General features: G+C 63.3%; 17 protein-coding genes. 6 read left to right on the top strand and 11 right to left on the bottom strand.

Annotated features, from left to right (window positions below; genetic code table 11):
• Positions 1 to 101: 101 nt before the first annotated feature.
• Together EKH81_RS04970 and EKH81_RS04975 are read right to left on the bottom strand one after the other, a co-directional pair.
• Positions 102 to 611 carry a hypothetical protein gene (locus EKH81_RS04970; protein ID WP_132056792.1) on the bottom strand — a complete coding sequence of 170 codons (510 nt, stop codon included), beginning with the start codon at positions 609 to 611 and terminating at the stop codon, positions 102 to 104.
• A 251-nt stretch (positions 612 to 862) separates the two neighbouring features.
• Positions 863 to 1,312 (bottom strand): hypothetical protein, encoded by a 450-nt coding sequence (locus EKH81_RS04975; RefSeq protein WP_132056794.1) that lies wholly within the window; start codon positions 1,310 to 1,312, stop codon positions 863 to 865.
• A gap of 205 nt (positions 1,313 to 1,517) precedes the next feature.
• Between EKH81_RS04975 and EKH81_RS04980 the strand changes: the two genes are divergently transcribed.
• On the top strand, positions 1,518 to 2,111 hold the full coding sequence (locus EKH81_RS04980) for a hypothetical protein (RefSeq protein WP_132056796.1): 594 nt from the start codon (positions 1,518 to 1,520) through the stop codon (positions 2,109 to 2,111).
• A gap of 246 nt (positions 2,112 to 2,357) precedes the next feature.
• Here EKH81_RS04980 and EKH81_RS04985 read toward each other — a convergent pair whose 3' ends face one another.
• The gene (locus EKH81_RS04985; protein WP_132056798.1) at positions 2,358 to 2,585 is read right to left on the bottom strand and encodes a hypothetical protein; all 228 of its coding nucleotides are present in this window, start codon (positions 2,583 to 2,585) and stop codon (positions 2,358 to 2,360) included.
• A gap of 1,294 nt (positions 2,586 to 3,879) precedes the next feature.
• On the opposite strand from EKH81_RS04985, the gene EKH81_RS04990 reads away from it, so the two are divergent.
• Complete coding sequence (locus tag EKH81_RS04990; RefSeq protein ID WP_132056800.1) at positions 3,880 to 4,074, top strand: hypothetical protein; 195 nt, start codon at positions 3,880 to 3,882, stop codon at positions 4,072 to 4,074.
• 11 nt (positions 4,075 to 4,085) lie between these two features.
• On the opposite strand, the gene EKH81_RS04995 is transcribed toward EKH81_RS04990, so the two are convergent.
• The 8 genes from EKH81_RS04995 to EKH81_RS05030 form a co-directional block, all read right to left on the bottom strand.
• Positions 4,086 to 5,333 (bottom strand): tyrosine-type recombinase/integrase, encoded by a 1,248-nt coding sequence (locus EKH81_RS04995; protein ID WP_132056802.1) that lies wholly within the window; start codon positions 5,331 to 5,333, stop codon positions 4,086 to 4,088.
• A 157-nt stretch (positions 5,334 to 5,490) separates the two neighbouring features.
• Positions 5,491 to 6,555 carry a copper-containing nitrite reductase gene (gene nirK / locus EKH81_RS05000; RefSeq protein ID WP_132056804.1) on the bottom strand — a complete coding sequence of 355 codons (1,065 nt, stop codon included), beginning with the start codon at positions 6,553 to 6,555 and terminating at the stop codon, positions 5,491 to 5,493.
• Positions 6,556 to 6,819: 264 nt separating this feature from the next.
• A complete protein-coding gene (locus tag EKH81_RS05005; RefSeq protein ID WP_132056806.1) occupies positions 6,820 to 9,111 on the bottom strand; it encodes a nitric-oxide reductase large subunit in 2,292 nt (763 codons plus the stop codon).
• A 224-nt stretch (positions 9,112 to 9,335) separates the two neighbouring features.
• Entirely contained in the window at positions 9,336 to 9,641 is a 306-nt protein-coding gene (locus EKH81_RS05010) for a cupin domain-containing protein (protein ID WP_132056808.1), read from the bottom strand.
• Entirely contained in the window at positions 9,641 to 9,868 is a 228-nt protein-coding gene (locus EKH81_RS05015; RefSeq protein WP_132056810.1) for a DUF2249 domain-containing protein, read from the bottom strand. Before EKH81_RS05015 ends, EKH81_RS05010 begins: the two co-directional genes overlap by 1 nt.
• Positions 9,869 to 10,233: 365 nt before the next feature.
• Positions 10,234 to 11,586: a hypothetical protein gene (locus tag EKH81_RS05020; protein WP_132056812.1), complete on the bottom strand. Its 1,353-nt coding sequence runs from the start codon at positions 11,584 to 11,586 to the stop codon at positions 10,234 to 10,236.
• Positions 11,583 to 11,795 carry a DUF2249 domain-containing protein gene (locus EKH81_RS05025; protein ID WP_132056814.1) on the bottom strand — a complete coding sequence of 71 codons (213 nt, stop codon included), beginning with the start codon at positions 11,793 to 11,795 and terminating at the stop codon, positions 11,583 to 11,585. Before EKH81_RS05025 ends, EKH81_RS05020 begins: the two co-directional genes overlap by 4 nt.
• A 299-nt stretch (positions 11,796 to 12,094) precedes the next feature.
• The gene (locus EKH81_RS05030) at positions 12,095 to 12,649 is read right to left on the bottom strand and encodes a DUF7998 family protein (protein ID WP_132056816.1); all 555 of its coding nucleotides are present in this window, start codon (positions 12,647 to 12,649) and stop codon (positions 12,095 to 12,097) included.
• A 118-nt stretch (positions 12,650 to 12,767) separates the two neighbouring features.
• Here EKH81_RS05030 and EKH81_RS05035 point away from each other — a divergent pair, with 118 nt between their 5' ends.
• The 4 genes from EKH81_RS05035 to hemG are packed head-to-tail and all read left to right on the top strand — an operon-like array spanning position 12,768 to position 16,075.
• On the top strand, positions 12,768 to 13,280 hold the full coding sequence (locus EKH81_RS05035) for a halocyanin domain-containing protein (protein WP_132056818.1): 513 nt from the start codon (positions 12,768 to 12,770) through the stop codon (positions 13,278 to 13,280).
• 7 nt (positions 13,281 to 13,287) lie between these two features.
• Positions 13,288 to 14,430 carry a radical SAM protein gene (locus tag EKH81_RS05040; protein WP_132056820.1) on the top strand — a complete coding sequence of 381 codons (1,143 nt, stop codon included), beginning with the start codon at positions 13,288 to 13,290 and terminating at the stop codon, positions 14,428 to 14,430.
• Entirely contained in the window at positions 14,430 to 14,783 is a 354-nt protein-coding gene (locus EKH81_RS05045) for a hypothetical protein (protein ID WP_132056821.1), read from the top strand. Before EKH81_RS05040 ends, EKH81_RS05045 begins: the two co-directional genes overlap by 1 nt.
• Entirely contained in the window at positions 14,780 to 16,075 is a 1,296-nt protein-coding gene (gene hemG, locus EKH81_RS05050; protein WP_132056823.1) for a protoporphyrinogen oxidase, read from the top strand. Before EKH81_RS05045 ends, hemG begins: the two co-directional genes overlap by 4 nt.
• The last annotated feature ends 4 nt before the right edge of the window (positions 16,076 to 16,079 follow it).

Genomic DNA, 16,079 nt, shown 5'->3' on the forward strand with positions numbered 1-16,079 from the left:
TCATTGCTCAGTCTCGAATGTAAATTTGTAGGAACCTATATTCACAAAATCATCTCCTTGTAAGTGAGCCTATGATAGCATTAGCTACCTGCTCTTGGATGTTATTCCACAGTAGGGTACTCCCAAACAAAAAGAGGAATCGAGAAATCGAAATAATTCGCTAAAACCGCGTGAACGTCGTTCTGCGTGCGACCCAATGTCGGGAAGTTCACGTAGTCTGGAATTAGCAGAACTCCTACTTCGACGTTTAGGCTATCGTCGAGACCATTTGATTCACGATAAGCGGCTTCCATCTTCATCAGATGCCAGTTTGCTCGCATCTGTTCACCCTTCTCGTGTTCGACCAGAACTCCGTCTTTGTATGCATCAAAACTCCCCCGACGAGAAAACGTACCATCTACAGTCTTGGCCTCAAACTTTGTCGAAACTTCCTGTTGCCAGCCAAGTGGGTCTAACCGCTTTGCTCGCTCCGACATATACTGATTTCCACCACCGTGTTTCTGATACGCAGTAGCGATTTCAACCAAATCTGTCAGAAGTTGCTTCTCTTCGATGATTTTCTTACCATTATTGAATGACCATGAATTACTGGAACATATGTGTGTGGACATGAGTTTGACTTTCGCTGGACAATAAATAGGAGTACCGCCGTTTGCGTGACTACCTAGAACCGACTACATTCGCTGAGTTACGGTTCTGCCTCCTCAAAGCGAGATGTTAATACCTGCTGAAGCACCCTTGCTTTTGCTGTTGATTAGAACCGATTTTACGCAAGTTCACACGCTCACTTAACGCTAAATGGCCAACCGCGCCTCCGATGGACATCATTCTATAGCGAGAGGGTTGCCAGCGTTCCTATAGTTCATTCTCTAGTGAGCGTCCAGCGTCGACCGCCATCAACGGAAAATGCACCGAGTCTAGTTACTGTAGGTTCAAGCGCCGTCTGCCAAAACGACCGCTTCGTGTCGTATCCTTCGCTAATATCTGTGATAGCCCACGCTCCATCGAGGAGGTCCTGTTGTGTGACGGCATCTGAATACTGGAGTTGCGTATACGGTACTCGAACCCCCGGATGGAGCCACCAGACGCGAGCGCGTCCGCCAACTTTCTTCGTAGAGAGAATGTGACGGTCGTGTAGTTCGGTGAGTTTATTGAGCGCTGTGCGCCGTGCCCACCCAAGCGACTCCGCAACTTCCGTAGCAGTCAGCGGCGCGTAGGGGTCGGAACGGCCAGCAATGATTTCGATGATAGTGAAGGGGTCTTTGCGATCTGCATATTGGCCGTGGTCGTCTCGTTCGCGATCATTGTTCATTACGTGTGGGTTCGAGTGTCTCTCTCATAACCTTTGCCCACGAAGGCATAAATTTCTAACTACCCGCTCTGAACGCCAAGCGCACCTTTTTGGCCTATGCCGTTGTAGGCATAGATGAGAAGTACCAGTCCCTCGGGGCGCTCTGCTCGGAAGAACGCCCGCGTGGTGAGGCACGCGGACTGTGGCTTCTCAGGTAGGAGAAGCCATGAGGAAAAACACAACCGACCGGCAAAAGCGCATCGTTCAGGAACTAACCTTCGACGGTCGCACGGCCAAACGCGTCCGGTGGACTGAATGGGAGTTCACCATCGACGCACCGCACAAAATTCGCGTGACGAACGCGAGCTATGGCGTAGAGAAATTCAACCATGAGTATCGTGTGACGGTCGCGAACCACGAGGACTACGACGGACTCTACATCCCACTCGCGTGTGACTGCCCGGCGTTCCATTTCGGGGATGACGACGCCGCGTGTAAGCACATGGTCGCGGTGGCGGTCTGCGGTGGTCCCGTCCTGCTCGGCGCGGCGATGGCCTATACTGGAACCGAACAGATTGACGAGCGTATTGCTCTAACTGATGGTGGCCGTCCCTGTGTCCGACACGGAGACCGTGATATCGAACCGGAGCGTGCCCGTGAACCCGAATCGAAGGGCTACCCAGCAAGCATCCGCATGACGCCACGGGAGCGTGCGGATGCGCATGGCTTCACGCACGCTGATGGGTGTGATGCCGATGATTCGGGGATTGCGTGCTGGCGGTGTTACTACATTCGCAGCATTGATGAGGAGAGAATCTAACGGAATCAAGACAACAAAATTGGCATTTTATTAACCAGTAGGTTGTATTCGATTCGTTCGGGGGTACTGGGACAGGTGGGCGGGTGTAGGGCGAAATTGTGCTCCCGCGAGAGCATCGGTGGAAGGAACGCTACGCTGAGAAGACCAATGACACACACAGCACGACGAACGCTACTCAAATTGGCCGGGGGCATTGCCGCGCTCGGCAGTACAGGACTTGCAAGTACCGACCAAGCAACGCAAGAGCTAGCTATCAACGCGCCGTCTGACCAGCAATATCAATACCAGTTCGCAGTTACAGGCCAGCTTGAACAGACTGACCATGCCACACAGGCACCCATCAATAACGCTCACGTCACTGCCGACGCCGAAGACGACATTGACCAATGCCGTGTTCACGGCGTAACCCGTGGGGGATACGACTGTTATCAGTATACCGGAGATCTCGTGGCGTTCGTCGTCCCCGAGCGTCACATCTCGAAGTACACCATCTATCACAACGGAGCGGAAACTCACGCGCGTGACCTCTTGACCGAAAGACATCCGAGCGACGTGGCGTGCGGTCCCACGGATATGAATACGACAACCGGTGGAGACCAAGATGGGGGTGAAAGCAGAAACGAGGACTTCTGTCCTCTCGATAATCGTGTCGCGATTATTCGAAACGGACCTCAAAGTGTAGGTCCTGTTCAGTATACGATTGGGGTCTCTGGTGAACTGGAACTCCCATCCGGACGGCGAGTTCGTCAGACCGAGGGTACTATTCGCTTTTCTGGTGGGACGGAAAAACGTGAGTTTGTGTACTCAGGTGAACTCGTGCAGCTCTCCGTGAGCAACCATGCGAGTGTGCGGGTAACACAGGAGTCGAGCTGTGAGTGATATGGAAGAAACTATCGTCCACAAATAGATGGGGAAATTATCCTCGTACATGCGGGAACACCTGAATCGAAGGGGTATATTCGAAAGGGAATCAGTAAGATTCCAGATAAAACACGATACTCATACACAACCGCTTGAGTACCGGATTCTGTTCTCCGATAAGAATACAGTTCTAACAACTGTTATAGATTGGTCACGATAATAATGCTGTCTAAGAAGTGGAAGAGGTATTGAGATACTGTGATAGAGTGGTCGAAGGTATGGTTTTTCATCTTTGCGCCATTGACAGCCTCTCGCCATCTTATAACATACCCCGTATAGAGTACCTGGTGCAATATGCGGGGTATAGCGTCTGAGAAGGCCACTCGCAGGGTTTATGGTCGCTGCGATATGACTCACTCACACAGACGGAGGTGAACCTCGCAACCGCTCATCGGTACCTGAATTCACAAAAACGGCGACTGGTCATGTGAGGGCGTGACAGTCGCCGTCATGCAATCGCTTGAACCTCGCTATCCCATATGTCGTTCACGAGACACCGAGGGACACGACCCAGTGATGTGAGTCGGCCGTCTTCTCCTACGTCTTTGAACGGCATTAAGAGTATGGTCTACGTGCAGGGCGGTCCGAGCCTGTCGCTCACGTGCGTATTGGGATGGCGGTGAATTGCGCTCAGGCTTCAACCACACCGAGAAATGTCGAACACAAACGCAGCATCCGACTCGACTTCAAACCAACTCGTTGCGCCGTCCTGTGGGCACTGCGACAATGCCGTCGGGATTCTTGCTCTCGTCGGAGAGCAGAATCTCTACTGCTCGATAAGCTGTCTCATCTTCGCCAACGATTCCCTACACCAGACGGCGACCCAGACCGAGGGGGGTGAGACCTAATGAGTGAAGCAGAGCAATCTGATGTCGGCGAGTTCGTCCGTGAGAACAGGGCCTTGCTCGTGCGGGTTCTCGCCTACGGGGATGCAGAAGGCCGGAGCTACGCTCTTGCGCTTCTCGCAAATGGCGGTGAGTCACGCGACATTGAGGAAATCGAGCGCTTGCTCAACGAACTGAAACGCGAGAAAAAGCCATGATGAACGTGCAGTCAGTCGTTCGAGAGCGCTTCCACGAACTCCCCGGCGTCTTCGTAGAGTTCAGGTTGTTCCTCGAACAGCGTCATGAGGTCTCGGGTACGCTCGAAATCGTCGAGCAGGTCTGGGTTCTCATGTGCGAGTCGGAAAACGGCCCGACGGACTTTCTGTTGCTCTTCCCGTCTCGTCTCGGGGGCGCTGTACTCCAGCGCTTGGTGACACCAGACGCATTCTTCCTCGTGCCGCGGCGTCTCTTTCTCGCACCGGGGACACTCGACGGGACCAATCGGCTCAGGCTCATCGCTCGCAACCTCCATGCCGTGCAAGCGCGCGTACTCATCGTCCGCTTCACCGCCGAAACGAGCGACGTAGTGGGCCGTCTTGGGGCTTCCACGTTTGCGGCCCTGGCGGTCGTTGATGAACGCCTCGGTTTTGTCTCGCTTGGCGAGAAACGTCGCGTTCGACTTTCGGAAATTTGTGGGCGTGACGGGCTTGGTGACGCCAGCACGGTCGGCGGCGTCCTGGAAGATGTTCCGAAACTGCCGATAGCTGATGTCCTCTGGCTCATGCAACTTCGACCACAACGGTGCGTCAGGGTCGTCTGTGGGATGGTCTCGCAACCAGCGACGGAGATACGGCACGCTCGGGATGAGCGTAACAGTTCGTTGTCCCTGCTTTCCATCGGCCAGAAGCTGAAACCCGTGACGATGGTCGTTTACGTCACTGACCGTGAGGTTCTGAAGTTCGCCGCTTCGTGCACCGGAGTCGAACGCAACGGCGATGAGCGCCGCGTCACGAGCGTTCCGCGTTTCGTCCAACATCGACAGTACGTCGGTTTCCCACTCCAGCATGTCTGCGGGGTCCGGGACCGGGTCGTAGCTGTTGCTCGTGCCCGACGGTATCCACGCGATGCTGTCGGGTTTCTCTTCGATATCGCCTTCAGTCACACGACCTCCGAACACGCGGAGCGCGGTACGGTAGTCGTGCTTCGTGTTCTCGTTGTCGTAGGTCTCGTTTATCCACACGACGAGGTCTTCGGCAGTCTCACGGTCGTTGAGGGCCGCGGCGAGTCCACCGACTTCTTCGGCCATCCGCGTGCAGTGGCGCAGGAGCTTCTCGCGGCGGTGGTCGCTGTATTCGGAGTCGAGGAGCTTCATCCGCCGGTTGAACAGCAAGAGTTTCTCGCGGTCGGCATCGGTGATGATTTCCGAAGTCTCGATGCGGTCGACAAGGGTCTCGATTCTGGCCTGTGGGTCGCTCATCTCTCGACTATATCAATTACTTCGAGGATATTGAACCTAGGGTTCAAATCCCGGCCTAGGCTTTCCGTATTTTACATCGTTCTCACGCCTTGAGCCCCATCTTCACAGCCACCACGCAACGACAACCATAAAAAAGAGACTCGCCACACGCTCCACCTCACCCATCAGGCTCGGGGTCGAATATCTCGGGTCGTTCCTCGCCTTCGGCCGCCACGACCGCCATGCACCCCTTTCGAGCCACTCTCGTCAGTGAGTGGTCCACCAGTTTAACCGGGCCGGGAACCGGGAACTCCATCGTCGCGACGGTCGCGGTGCCCGGCGGAACGGGCGTCGTCTCGACGTGCTTCTGCGTCGGGGATTCGAACGAACCTCTCGGATACAGCTCTTTCCAGACGTTCCCGATGGGGTGGAAACTGCTGGTGAGGTTCGGGCCGCCCGTGACGAAGTACACCCGCGCGGTGTCGCCCGTCTCGACGCTCATCGCGCCGTGGCCGTCGGGCGTGATGGCGTACTGCTCGCCGTTCATCACGACGTAGGACGGTTCCTCGCGGGCCATTGCCGCAACGTCGAAGGCGTGGTGGCCCTCCTCGCCCGCGCGCTTGTCGGTGTAGAGTTCGTGCTGGCCGAGGTAGAATTCGTGGTCCACCTCGGGCAACCCCTCCTCGGGTTCGACGAGGATGATGCCGAACATGCCCGCCGAGATGTGGGTGTCCATGTTCGGGACCGCGCAGTGGTAGATGAACGCGCCGGGGTAGGTCGCCTTGAACCGCAGGCGGGCGCTCTCGCCCGGCGCAATCGTGGTGGCGTCCGCGCCGCCGCCCGGTCCGTAGCACGCGTGGAAGTCCACGTTGTGGGGCAGTTCGTTCTCCTCGCCGTTCTCGAAGGTCAGGTCCACGGTGTCGCCCCGCCGGACTCGGACCATCGGTCCGGGGACTCGACCGTCGAACGTCATGTAGTCGAACGTGACGCCGTCCTCGATTTCGGCCGTCACCTCCTCCGAGCGAAGCGTCACCGAGACGGTCTCGGGTTCGCTCCGGTCTATCGGGTCCGGGATGTCAGTCGGGTCGGCCGCGACCCGCTGGGACGTGGTTTCGGCCGTCGTCTGTTGGTTCGTGGTCGTCTCGGTCGCTTGCGGTGTCGCGTCGCTCGAACATCCCGCGAGGGATGCCGCACCACCGAGGCCGATGCCCTGCAAGACGGTTCGCCGGGAAGTCGCTGGCATTGGGAGTCACCTCACGTGTGGTACTGGTGGCTGTACCACCTTCAAGCGAGGTCGTGATTCTCAGCGTTCTGAACGCCGACGAATCGGTTCGGCTGGCGGTTTATACACCTCGAAATCTGACAGCGGGCGGCGTCGAGGGACTCGACGCCGCCCGCGAGCGGAAAAAGGGGCTGGAACTGCGACGAGGAGAGGGGCGAAATTGCGACGAGCGAGAAAAGGGTGACACTGCGATTCGGAGCGAAAACGAATCTCGAAACCGGAGCGTCAGTCGTCGTCCAGCGCCGACTCGGCCACCACCGGGGCGTCACCCGGCGCGTCGCTCGGGGTGGAGTCGCGCCGGACGCGCACCTTCTGGACCACGTCGTAGCCGAACACCAGCGTCCCGAGGATGAGGAGCGTGTCGCCCGGCATCCGCGCCCAGAACAGGAGCTGGACCAGTTCGCCCTCGTAGAACGCGAGGCTCCGGGCGGCGTCGTAGCTCTGGGTGAACGCCACCTCCAACTGGAGGAAGCCGACCGGGAGGAGCGAGAGGCCGACCATCAGCGCCAGCCCGACGTTCCAGAGCCAGAACGCCCGCCGGAGGTTGGTCTCGCGCCACTTCGATTCGGGCACCGCGATGCGGAGCATGTACGTCACCATCCCGAGCGCGAGGAAGCCGAACGCGCCGAACATCGCGGCGTGGGCGTGAGCCACCGTGAGGTAGGTGCCGTGTTCGAAGTAGTTGATGATGGGGAGATTGATGAAGAACCCGAGCACGCCCGCCCCGACGAAGTTCCACACGCCGCTCGCGACGATGAACATGAACGGGAGCGTGTAGGGGAACGACTCGCCGCTCGTCGCCATCGCGCGGTACTGGCCGATGGCCTCGTAGAGGATGAACACGAGCGGAATCAGTTCGAGCGTCGAGAACGCGCTCCCGATGGGCACCCACATGTCGGGCTGGCCGACCCACCAGTAGTGGTGCGAGACGCCGATGACGCCCGTGCCCATCACGAGCAGGGCCTGGACCATCACCGCTTTCTCGGCCGACCGCTTGCTCAGGAGGTTCATGCTGACCAGCGTGACGCCGACCAGCGCGACGATGAAGAACTCGAAGGCCCCCTCGACCCACATGTGGACGACCCACCACCGCCAGAACTCCGTGACGACGATGTTGGTCTGTGGCGTGTAGAGGAAGCCCGCGCAGAACAGCAGGGCGATGGAGCCACCAGCGTACAGAATCATGTGCGCGAGTCCGTAGCGCGGCTCGCGGTCGAGCAGGGGCTTGAGACCGCGCGCGGTCAGCACCGCCCACGCGAGGAAGCCGACGAGGATGCCGACCTGCCAGAGACGGCCAATTTCGAGGTACTCCAGCCCCTCGTTGCCGAGAATCCACCAGAGCGCGCCGTCGAAGTAGCCGTTCGCGCCGAACCAGATGCCCGCGAGCCCGCCCACGACCACGACCACGAGCGCGGCCAGCAGTCCGTTGACGTACCGGCCCTGATTCTTCGGTTCGCGGCCGGTCAGCAGGGGCGGGAGGAACAGCCCCGCACCGAGCCACAGCGTCGCAATCCAGAGGATGCCGAGGTCGATGTGCCACGTCTTGGCGATGGCGAACGGAATCAGCGAGAGGAAGTCGATGCCGAGCGCCTCGCCGATGCCGAAGAAGGCGTCGCGCTCGACGTAGTAGTGCGCGAGCAGGCCGCCGAGCAGGACCTGCCCGACGAACAGGCCCGCACCGACCACGGCGAACCGGAGCGCGGCGGCCTGCCCGGGGAACAGGCTCACCTCGCTCGGTCGGGGGACCGAGACGCCCTCGGTATCGGGTTCGGGGAGTTCGATGGACTTGTACAGCCACACCCCGAATCCGGCCCCCGCGACGAGCAGCACCATGGCGATGACGCTCCACGTCATCGCCGCACCGGTGGCCTCGTTTCCGGCGGCGGGGTTGTACGGCCAGTCGTTGGTGTAGGTGTGTTCGGCACCGGGTCGCTCAGTGTGGGAGAACCACGCGGTCCAGAGCGCGAAGTCGGCGAACTGGCGAGCGTCCTCCTCGCTGGAAATCATCCCTCCCGGAACACCGCGCTCGGGACTTCCCTCGTGGTAGCGCTCGACGTACACCTCGCGCACCTGCTCGTGGGCGTGCGCCTCCGCGGCGGAGTACTCGATGGTGTCGCCGGGCGCGCCGTCGCCGAGGTCGCTCTCGACCGACACGTCCACCGTCGCCTGCTGGCTCTCGTCGAGGTCGGCGTAGGACGCGCCGTACTCCTCGTCGGCGTAGTACTCGCGCATGTACTCGACCTTCAGGTCGAGCGCATCGGCGGTGAAGTCCTCGCCGTAGTACGCGCCGTTCCCGAGAATCGACCCGTGGTTCATCAGTCCGTTCGACTGGAACGCCACCTTGCCGTCCCGGACCTGCTCGGCGGTCACGAGCGTCTCGTCGTCGGGACTGACGACCTCTTTCGGAATCGGCGGCGACTCCTCGTAGGAGTACCACGCGCCGACGCCCATCACCGCCAGATTCAGGACGAACACGCCCGCGATTATCTTCGCAAGTGTCTCTCGTCGTACTCTCATACAGTTCGGCGTTCCCCGTCGAGGGGCTTTTAATCGGGCCGCAGTTCCAGAAATTTGGAAACGCAGGCGAACGTGTTCGGACGATGCACGACACCGATATCGGACGCCCGAACTGGCGGGCGGGGGAGGGCGCGCCCGGTGACACAAACAGCCGAGAAACGGCCGGTGACACAAACAGCCGAGAACCGACGCGTCCGAAAAAACAGAATCGACGCCTGCTCGACTCACTCGTCCGAACGCGGAGCCAACACCAGTACCGCCACGCTGTCCACTTCAGCCTTGGGCGACACCTCCTCGCGGCCGTCGAATCGAAGGAGGTCGCCGGGTTCGAGGACGTGGCCCTCGCCGTCCACACGCACGTCGAGTCGGCCCGACACGAGGTGAACCACGATTTCGCGCTCGGGGTGGCGGTGGGCGGGCACCTCCTCGCCAGCGTCGAGCGAGAGGCGCACCGTTTTCGGCTCCGAACCGGGGAACGCGACTTCTCGCGGCGCGACTTCGAGGTCGTCTAAACTGACTGTCTCGACCATCACTTCTTGGGGAACTTCGCGACGAACTTCTCCGTCCCTTCGCGCTCAACCTCGTAGCCGTCGGCGTCGAAGGCTTCGACCTCGGCCTGCATCTCGTAGAACAGCGGCTTCGGGTCGTGGTCGTTGACGATTTCGAGGGTCTCTCCGGTGTCCATCGCCGCGAACGTCTCGTGTATCTTGGGGTGTCGTTTCGGCGGCGGCATCTCGCGTACGTCTAAGGTCGGCATGACGGGTGAAGGTAGTCGCGGCCGGCTATTCGGGGTTGTCCCGAACGTGTTCGGCGTCGGTCGACGGCGGGTGTAGTGGTTTGGTTCCGAAGAGTCGTCGGAGACGGTGGTCGGGCCGGAGAAGGTGTCAGAAAGCACGCGGGAACCGGAGGAGCTAGCTAACACTTGAGCCTATGAGAAACCGCACCGCCACCGCACCGGCCTCGAACCTCCCCAGCCTCCTGCGCTTCTCGGCCTCCGCTTCGCTTCGGCCTCCGATGCTCGTCCACCGGCGGACAAATCGCGTCCGCCGAGCATTCGGTCGCTCCGTCGTCGCTCCCGAAGACCTCGCGCGCGCCGAGCAAGCGAGTGGATTCGAAACGTCCTCACGAAAACGGCCCGTCGGCGTCGGAGTCCGACGCCGACTCACGCCCGCCGAGAAACCCGACCCGAAGCGACTCCGGGCCGTGCCTGACCACGACGCCGACCAGATTCGCGGCGAACACCCCGAACCCGATTGTCGTCGCGATGCCGCCCACCAGAACCGCCCCTTCGATTCGTGCGACTTCGCTGCCGACCACGAGCGAAAGCCCGCCGAGCGTCAGCCAGAAGTCGAGTCCAGCGAGGCGGTCGTCGTAGAGGTCGTCTATCATCGGCACTCGCTCCAGTCCCACGCGGTCGCTGTACCGGCGAATCCAGACGATGAACGGCACGACGTGGTAGAGCGTCCCGAGCAGGACGAACCCGACGACTCCGGCGAGCAGGAAGTGCCCCGCGACCGGGTAGCCGAACGTCGCGGCCGGGTCGAGGGGGTCGGCGAGCCACGCCGGAATCGTCGCGAGCGCCCACGCGGGGAGCGCGAGCGCGACCACCGCGTACCGCGACAGCATCGGCGTGCGCTCGACGCGACTCTCGGCCAGTTTCCGGCAGAGGACCGCGGCGAACGCCGAGAGACCGACGAGGACGAGCGCGCCGCCAACGAGCGCGACCCGCTCGACGCCGGCCCCGCGTCCAAGCGCGAGCGCGATGACTCCGACCGGGTAGGTCCACTCCTCGACTCGCCTGAGCGCGTCGTCCGCTCGGTCGAACTCGGTCTGAGTGAACATCGTCCCGAGTTGGGAGAGCGCGCCCATCACCGTCGTCAGAACCACGCCGAACACCGCGAACGTGGCGTGAGCCGCAACGATTCGGGGGCGAGCCAGTCCCGCGGATGCGAGCGTCGGCCGGGCGAAATCGAGCGCGAGGACGAGTCCGAGCGCGGTCACGACGAGGACGTACCCGAGTGCGAGCGCGAAGTGGCGCTCGGTCGCGTCGAGGTCCTCGACTCTCCGGAGGGTCCGGCCGACGTTGTAGACGAACGTCCAGAACCCCGCGAGCATCGCCACGCCCGCGACCGGGAGCCACCCGAGTTCGCCCGCCACCAGCAGACCCGCGAACCCCGAGACCCCGACCGAAACGAGACCAAGCGCGGCCGCCGCGAGTCGCCGGGAGTGGAGTTCGACGCCCGACCAGACCGGGACGAACTGGGTCATCGCGCCCATGATGGTGACACACACCCACCCGACGAGCAGGAGGTGGACGTGGGCCAGTTCGGCGAATCCCGGACCGACTCCCGCGACTCCGGCGACTCCGAGCGCGCTCCCAGCGACCAGAAACACGAACCCCACCACGAAGTGGCCGAGCGGGACGACCATCGGCGGTCCGCGCTCGGCGTCGATGCCGCCCGGAATCGCGGTCATCGTCGCCGTATTTCGACCCGCCACTCGTCGCGCGCGACCCGTTCGGTCTCGTGGTCGAACCCCCTCGCGTCGAGGACGGCGTACAGGGGTTCGGGTTCGAAGCTGTTGACGAGGACGAGCGCCTCGTCGTCTCCGAGGTCGCCGAGCGCCGCCGTAATCGCGCCGAACGGTTCGCTGTCGATGTCGCGGGTGTCGAGGGTTCTGGTCATGCTCGAAGATGGTCGGCCGACTTCGGTAGCGATTGCGCCGAAGGTGTTCGGCCGAGAGCACGCTGATTTTCGAGAGTCGCGGATTCGGAGACTGCTACGAAAGCCCCCGCCCGCTGGCGGTCGCTCTGCAGGATATTCGGCTCGCTAACGCTCGCCGAATAGTGGCCTGCAGAGACGATCACGGGCCTGCGGCCCGCCAGCGGGCGGCCCCTTTCATTCCCGTGAGGAACGAACGGGAAGCCGAAAGACGGGTCTTTCGGAATTCCCACCCTCGGTGGACTGTTCGACCTTCCGAAACCTCAGAACGGGGTCGCCGGGCCGTCGTCCGGTTCGTTGTTCGCTCTCCGTGACTCGTTTTCGGGGGTCCCCTCGCCGCGATACTGGCGTTCGAAATCGCCGAGCGTCTCGTTTATCCGGGTGCTGTCGTGGTGGAGCGGCGCGACCGCGACCGAGACGCGGTCGTACTCGTGGCGGTCGGCCAGTCCGTTCCACGCGCGAAACGACCCCTTGGTGAGGCTGTCGCTCTGCGGACAGAACTCGGTGGTCGGGGTGAACTCCGCGAGCAGGACCCTCGCGTCGTCGGGCGCGACCGCGTAGCGAAAGCCCGCGTTCGGGTGGCGCGAGTCGAGATTGAGACGCGCGAGGTTGTAGCCGAACGTCGCGTCGTACACGCCCCGCTCCTCGAAGATGTCGCGCGTGAGTCGGTGGAACGCGACGTGGTCGTCGCCGGTCAGCACGTCGGCACCGTCGAGGAACGGGCCGGGGTCCGGTAGGTGGGCCAGGACGAACTCGTCGTACCCGTCGAACGTCTCGTCGTCGGCGTCGGCGGTCGCGAAGGGGCGCGGGATTGGCATGTGCGAACGTTCCGTCGCGGCGCGGGTAGCCGTGGCCCCGAACGTGTTCGGACGATTTTCACCGGGCGAGAATCGAAGATACGGGTATTTACGCGGGGTTGCAACTGCCGAACACAGCATGACGACCCAACGCGACACATTCGACCGGCGGACGGTGCTGAAGATGGCGGCTGTCGGCGTCGCTTCGACTGCGCTCGCTGGCTGTTCCGGCGACGCGGGCGGGTCGGGCGACGATTCGGGGGGCGACGGGAGCGGCGGCGACGACTCCAGTGGGTCGAGCGGCGACTACGACTTTGGCGGGTGGTTCGACGACGTGGAGAACTACGACGGCGTGGCCGACGAGACCGGTGCCGACGAAGTGACGGTCATGGTCGGCGCGGAGGGCAACGGCGGCGGCTTCGCGTTCGGCCCGGCCGCGGTCGCCGTCTCGACCGGAACCACGGTCGTCTGGGAATGGACCGGCGACGGCGACGCGCACAACGTCGTCGCCGAGGACGGCTCGTTCGAGAGCGAGCAGGTCACCGAAGCGGGACACACGTTCGAACACACTTTCGAGGAGACGGGAACGTACGAGTACGTCTGTGTCCCCCACGAAGCGATGGGGATGAAAGGCGCAATCGTCGTGGAGTAATCCGCCCATGTCCGAGCCAGCCGGTCGGTCGGGGAAATCGGCTCGTGCAGGCCAATCGACTCGGTCCAGCCAATCGGCTCGCGCGGGCGGCCCGCCCGCGCGAGTCGAGACGGACGAGCGCCCGTTCGTCCTCATCTGGGAACTGACTCAGGCCTGTGACCTCGCGTGCGAACACTGCCGGGCCGACGCCGAGGTGAATCGCCACCCCGACGAACTCACGACCGCGGAGGCGAAGGCGCTCCTCGACGAGACCCGCGAGTTCGGCGAGAACCAACTGGTCGTGTTCTCGGGCGGCGACCCGCTGAAGCGCGACGACGCGACCGACCTCGTGGCGTACGGCACCGACATCGGCCTGCACGTCACGATGACACCGAGCGGGACCGCCTCGCTGTCCCGGAGCGCGGTCGAGGACCTCGCGGACGCGGGCCTCCGGCGGATGGCGGTCAGCATCGACGGCGCGACCCCCGAGACCCACGACGCCTTCCGGGGCGAGGACGGGAGCTACGCCGAGACGATGGAGGCCGCGCTCGCCGCGGGAGACGAGGGACTTCCCCTGCAGGTCAACACCACCGTCTGCAAGCAGACCGTCTCGGACCTGCCCGCCATCGCCGACCTCGTCGCCGACCTCGGCGCGGTCCTCTGGAGCGTCTTCTTCCTCGTTCCGGTGGGCCGGGGCGCGGCGCTCGACCCCATTACACCCGACCGGGCCGAATCGGTGATGGAGTGGCTGGCCGACAACCGTGAGGTGTGGCCCTTCGGGGTCAAGACGACCGAAGCGCCTCACTACCGCCGAGTCGCCGTCCAAGCGGCCGACGGGCCGCCCCGCCGTCAGATGGGCATCACCGCGGGCGACGGCTTCGCGTTCGTGAGCCACGTCGGCGAGGTGTACCCCTCGGGCTTCCTGCCGAAGTCGGCCGGGAACGTCCGCGACCGGAGCGTAGTGGACATCTACCGGAACGCCGACCTGTTCGAATCGCTCCGCGAGAAGGACGACCTGAAGGGCAAGTGCGGCGCGTGTCCCTACCGGAACGTCTGTGGCGGGAGCAGGTCGCGGGCCTACGCGTACACCGGCGACCCGCTCGAGAGCGACCCGCTCTGTGCGTTCGTTCCCGAGGGCTACGACGGGCCGCTCCCGCGGGGGGTCGCGTGATGTCCGCGCTCGACCGAACACGTTCGGGACAGTCGCTTCGGGCGTCGGACTCGGACTCAGAATCCGTGACCGAAGTCGCCGAGCGCGAACCGCCGGAATCCGACGATTCGCCCGACCCCGAACCGGCGGTCGCCCACCTCCGCGAGCGCGGCGAGCGCGTGGCCCGGCGGGAACTCGACACCGCGCTCGCGCGCTTGGCGGCCAGCGGCGAGGTAACGCCCGCCGAGCGCGCCGCGGTCGCTCGCCTCGCGGATGACCTCGCCAACACGCTAATCGAGGAGTGGGCGTCGAACCTCGCCGACGCCGAGCGCACCGACATCGAAACCGCCCTCGACCTTCTGCTGGAACGATGACAGTCGGCGTCGTGGGCGGCGGACTCACCGGTCTCGCGGCCCACCACTACCTCCGGGAAATGGGCGTCGAGAGCCACCTCTTCGAGGCCGATTCCGAACCCGGCGGGGTCGTGCAAAGTCGTCGGGTCGAGGGCCGCGTCCTCGACCTCGGCCCGCAGCGAACTCGCCTCACGCCGACTCTGGCCGAACTCGTCGAGTCGCTCGGACTCGGTGACGAACTCCGGGAGGCCGCCGACGTGCCGCTCTACGTCTACCACCACGGGAAGCTCCGACGGGTGCCACAGACGCCCCGCGAGGCGGTCGCGACCGACCTGATTTCGTGGCCCGCGAAGCTCCGCGTCCTGCTCGAACCCCTCACAGGACCGCCCCGAGACGACGAGACGGTCGAAGAATTCCTGACCCGGACGTTCGGCTCCGAGGTCGCCCGGAACTACTTCGGGCCGCTGTACGGCGGTCTCTACGGTTCGCACCCCGACGAGATGCCGATGGGATACTCGCTCTCGCGGGCGCTCGATTCGGCGGGCATCGAGGGGAGCGTCCTCCTCTCGGTCGCGAAAAAGGCCTTGAGCGGCCGGGACCCGCCGCCAATCGCGTCGTTCGACGCCGGACTCCAGCGACTTCCCGAGGCGCTCGCCGAGGCGCACGCCGGGAGCGTGCGCCTCGGCGCGCCGGTCCGGGGGGTTCGGCGCGCCGGAACGGGCGAGGGCGGCGACGAAGGCGACCGGCCGCGGTTCGTCCTCGAAACGCCCGACGACGAGGTCGCGGTCCGCGACCTCGTCGTCACCACCCCGGCCGACGTGACTGCCGACCTGTTCCGGGACCTCGCGCCCGACTCGGCGGCCGCGCTCGACGACCTGCGGTACAATCCGCAGGTGCTGGTCCACCTCCGCTCGGACGCCGACCTGACCGGCGCGGGCTATCAGGTCCAGTACGACGAGTCGTTTCGGACCCTCGGGACGACGTGGAACGCCAGCCTGCTCGACCGCGACGGCGTCTACACCTGCTATCTCGGCGGTGCGCGAAATCCCGAGCTGGTCGAGTGGGGCGACGACCGACTCGAATCCGTGGCGGCCCGGGAGTTCGAGGCGATTACGGGCGAGTCGGCGCGGGCGCTGTCGGTGCATCGACTGGAGCGCGGGATGCCAGCCTACGACCGGAGTTGGACCGCGCTCGACCGGGTTTCGATGCCCGAGGGCGTGCATCTGTGTACGAACTACGCCGCGCGGGCCGGGATTCCGGGGCGGATTCGGGAGGCGAAGGCGGTCGCCGGCCGACTGGCCGAAACCGCGTAGGGTC

The organism is Halorussus amylolyticus (genome assembly GCF_004143485.2).
GTDB lineage: Archaea > Halobacteriota > Halobacteria > Halobacteriales > Haladaptataceae > Halorussus > Halorussus amylolyticus.